This is a genomic window from Halomonas sp. AOP7-E1-9, assembly GCF_052376035.1.
Classification (GTDB): domain Bacteria; phylum Pseudomonadota; class Gammaproteobacteria; order Pseudomonadales; family Halomonadaceae; genus Vreelandella; species Vreelandella citrativorans.
In genome coordinates this window covers 1-2,685 of record NZ_JBQSVC010000073.1, presented here as the reverse complement: position 1 = coordinate 2,685, position 2,685 = coordinate 1, and the positions used below count along the sequence as shown (strand labels likewise).

Below are 2,685 nucleotides of genomic sequence, written 5' to 3'. Positions count from 1 at the left end.
TAAGCGTTCATTCCAAGACGTAGTTGACCTACTTCACGTCCCGGAGAGGTCTCAATAACTCCGGCGAGACCTTGTACTGCTTCCTGCCATCCTCATCCAGCACGATCACGCTCTTGCGGTTGATCTTGGTGACAATCCCCAGCACGGGGCCTTCCCGGCTCTCGAAGGTCACTTTCAGGCCCACCCGCAACTGGCTCAGCGCCTGGAGGTTCTCCCGGTCACGCAGTTCATCAATTCGCCGGCAGATGTATTGATTCAGTTCCAGCAACTGGTCGATGCTCATGTCGTCAATGCGCATGAACGGTGGCCTCCGGCTGTTTGTTCTGTCGGTCAGGATGGCGTGGATCGATCAGCGCCCGTAGCGGATTCTCGGCGAACCGGGTTTTCCAGAGACGAGGCGTCAGGTCGCTGACGTCACTGGCCGGATGCTGGCTGATGCGTTGCAGCACGTCCACCAGGTAAGTGTAGGGGGTAATATTGTGCAGCTTGCAGGTGCTGATCAGACTCTGGATGATGCCCAGGTGTTCCGCCCCCAATTCAGTCCAGCAGAACATCCAGTTTTTCTTGCCCATGGGAATGGGGCGTAGTGCCCGCTCGAGGTGGTTGGTGTCTGGCTGCACGTCTGGGTTTTCCAGGAATACGCTCAGGCTGGCTTCCCGGCTGAGCACGTAGTTCAGAGCTTTGGTCAGTGGATCGCTCGGCACCAGGCCGCCTGACGCCAACTGATCCCGGCACCACTGGAAGAAGCCGCTAACGACCGGTTTCGAGTGTTCCAACCGGTACTGACGTTTCTTCTCGCCAGTCAGCCCGTGGGTTCTGATGGTTTCTTCATTCCGGTACAGCGCTGCGATTCGTTGCAGGGCCTCGGTGACGGTTTCCGGGTGATCCTTCTGCGCCTCGATAAAATAACGGCGGCTATGCACCCAGCACTGGGCGTGGGTGACGTTCTCTTGGGCAGCAGCGTAGCGGGCATAGGCCGCGTAGCCGTCACTGATCAGCGTGCCGTTGAACGATTCGCTGAGGATGGCTTCGATGTGGGCACGCCCACGGCTGTTCGAGTAGGTGAACACCACCTCGTCGGCATCGCCGTATAACGGCCAGAACCAGCCGGATTTCAACTTGCCTTTTTGCGGGCCCGCCCGACCCTGGTGACCGGCCTTGATCGGCGTTTCATCCATGGCCAGCACCCGACTGCGCAGCACGTTGTCGGTCTGGGCATCCACAATGGGCCGAAGCAGGTCGATCACGCGCTTGACCAGATTGGTCAGGGTGCTGCGGCTGATTGTGATACCGGCTTGCTGGATGCGCTGGTGCTGACGGTACAGCGGCAGGTGGAACTGGAACTTGTCCACCAGCAACCCGGCCAGCAGACTGACATCGGCCAGGCTGTTGTCCAGCACGTTGAACGGGGCCGGCGTGGTGATGGGCTTGTCACTCCCCTTGCGCCGGAACACCGGGCGCTCCACCTTCAGCACCACGTAACTGGAGGCCCGCTGGGCCAGCCGGTAGGTGGTCTTACTGCCGATTACTTCGTACTGATCGGCCTCCGGCCCTGTCAGCTCTGGCGGCAGATACTCTATGACTTCCACCGGCACATCAGAGGTAAAGCGCAGACCGGTGTCGTTCAGGCAGCCATCGTCGCGCTGCTTCTTGCCGGTGCCACGCTGATAGGCCTTGATGGGGCGTTCTTCTTCGTCAGCAGGCGGCGCCGGTAGCGGCGCTTCCTCTGGCTGGAACAAGCTGTCCTGCCCGGGAAGATCGAACACCTGCTTCTCGGATTTGGGACCGAACAGCTGCTTTTTGAACCAGTCCAGTTGATGCGTCAGCTGACGAATCGCTTCTGCCTGGGCTCCCAACTGCTCCCGCAACACGGCATTCTCCTCGGCCAGAGCCGAGTAGGAAGGTGCATTGGAAGAAGGAGCGGAAGCGGTTGAATTCATGGCCGATATTATATCGAAAGTCGGCCTTCTATACCCCTCGAAAACGCTTGAACTGGCGATATTTCTGCACCTCGATGCCATCGATCAGCAGTTGCAGATCCGTCAGGGTCAGGGCTCGCTGCCCGGAGGCGGATAACGGCACCCGGAACTGGCCCTGCTCCAGGCGCTTGGCCCACAGGCAATAACCGGTGGCGGTGAAGTACAGCATCTTCATCTGGGTCTTGCGACGATTGACGAAGACGAAATACTGGCCACTGAGCGGGTCGTGCTTCAACTGATTCCGAACCAGGGCGCTCAGGCCCCGGAAGGATTTGCGCATGTCTGTGGGTTCGGTACATAGCCAGATGCGCGCCTGGCTATCGAGCCCGATCATCCGTTCTGGCTCAGCCGTAGCTCGACGCCGTTACCCAGGCTGAGCACAATATTCCAGCCTAAGCCGGATGATGGCGACGTGCCCATCAGTGACGACAAATCGAGAAAGCTGGCTTCTCCAGAGTCTGTCGAATTATCGGTCGGCTGATCGGACAGGCGCTTTCGCCAGTTGCAGAAGCTGGAATAGCCAATGTTCTCTTGTTTACAAAACTGCGAAGCTGACAGACCACTGTCACGATGCTGGTCAACCAGGGCCTGCCACTGTTCCGGGGTGCGGTGCTTTCTCATGGGGGTAACCTCGTGTGGGCAAATGTGAGGTTACTGTAGGGCGAATGTCAGCCGGGCGGCAGGACGTCTTAGAATGAACGCTTAC

General features: G+C 59.0%; 4 protein-coding genes. All 4 read right to left on the bottom strand.

Features of this window, described 5'->3' with window-relative positions; translation table 11 throughout:
* Positions 1-28: 28 nt before the first annotated feature.
* From ACT3R4_RS18285 to tnpA, 4 genes are read right to left on the bottom strand one after another with little or no spacing between them, the layout of a single operon-like run.
* Positions 29-298 carry a hypothetical protein gene (locus ACT3R4_RS18285; protein ID WP_022519664.1) on the bottom strand — a complete coding sequence of 90 codons (270 nt, stop codon included), beginning with the start codon at positions 296-298 and terminating at the stop codon, positions 29-31.
* Positions 288-1,940, bottom strand: a complete 1,653-nt coding sequence (gene tnpC / locus ACT3R4_RS18280; protein ID WP_022519765.1) for an IS66 family transposase — start codon at positions 1,938-1,940, stop codon at positions 288-290. The genes ACT3R4_RS18285 and tnpC overlap by 11 nt, the downstream gene beginning before the upstream one ends.
* Positions 1,941-1,968: 28 nt before the next feature.
* The gene (tnpB, locus tag ACT3R4_RS18275) at positions 1,969-2,313 is read right to left on the bottom strand and encodes an IS66 family insertion sequence element accessory protein TnpB (RefSeq protein WP_016915087.1); all 345 of its coding nucleotides are present in this window, start codon (positions 2,311-2,313) and stop codon (positions 1,969-1,971) included.
* Complete coding sequence (tnpA, locus tag ACT3R4_RS18270) at positions 2,310-2,600, bottom strand: IS66 family insertion sequence element accessory protein TnpA (protein ID WP_022519766.1); 291 nt, start codon at positions 2,598-2,600, stop codon at positions 2,310-2,312. The genes tnpB and tnpA overlap by 4 nt, the downstream gene beginning before the upstream one ends.
* Between the last annotated feature and the right edge of the window lie 85 nt (positions 2,601-2,685).

Excerpts from the sequence above, each read along its gene's own strand:
- ACT3R4_RS18285 (WP_022519664.1), bottom strand. The coding sequence starts at position 298 with ATGCGCATTGACGACATGAGCATCGACCAGTTGCTGGAACTGAATCAA.
- tnpC (WP_022519765.1), bottom strand. The coding sequence starts at position 1,940 with ATGAATTCAACCGCTTCCGCTCCTTCTTCCAATGCACCTTCCTACTCG.
- tnpB (WP_016915087.1), bottom strand. The coding sequence starts at position 2,313 with ATGATCGGGCTCGATAGCCAGGCGCGCATCTGGCTATGTACCGAACCC.
- tnpA (WP_022519766.1), bottom strand. The coding sequence starts at position 2,600 with ATGAGAAAGCACCGCACCCCGGAACAGTGGCAGGCCCTGGTTGACCAG.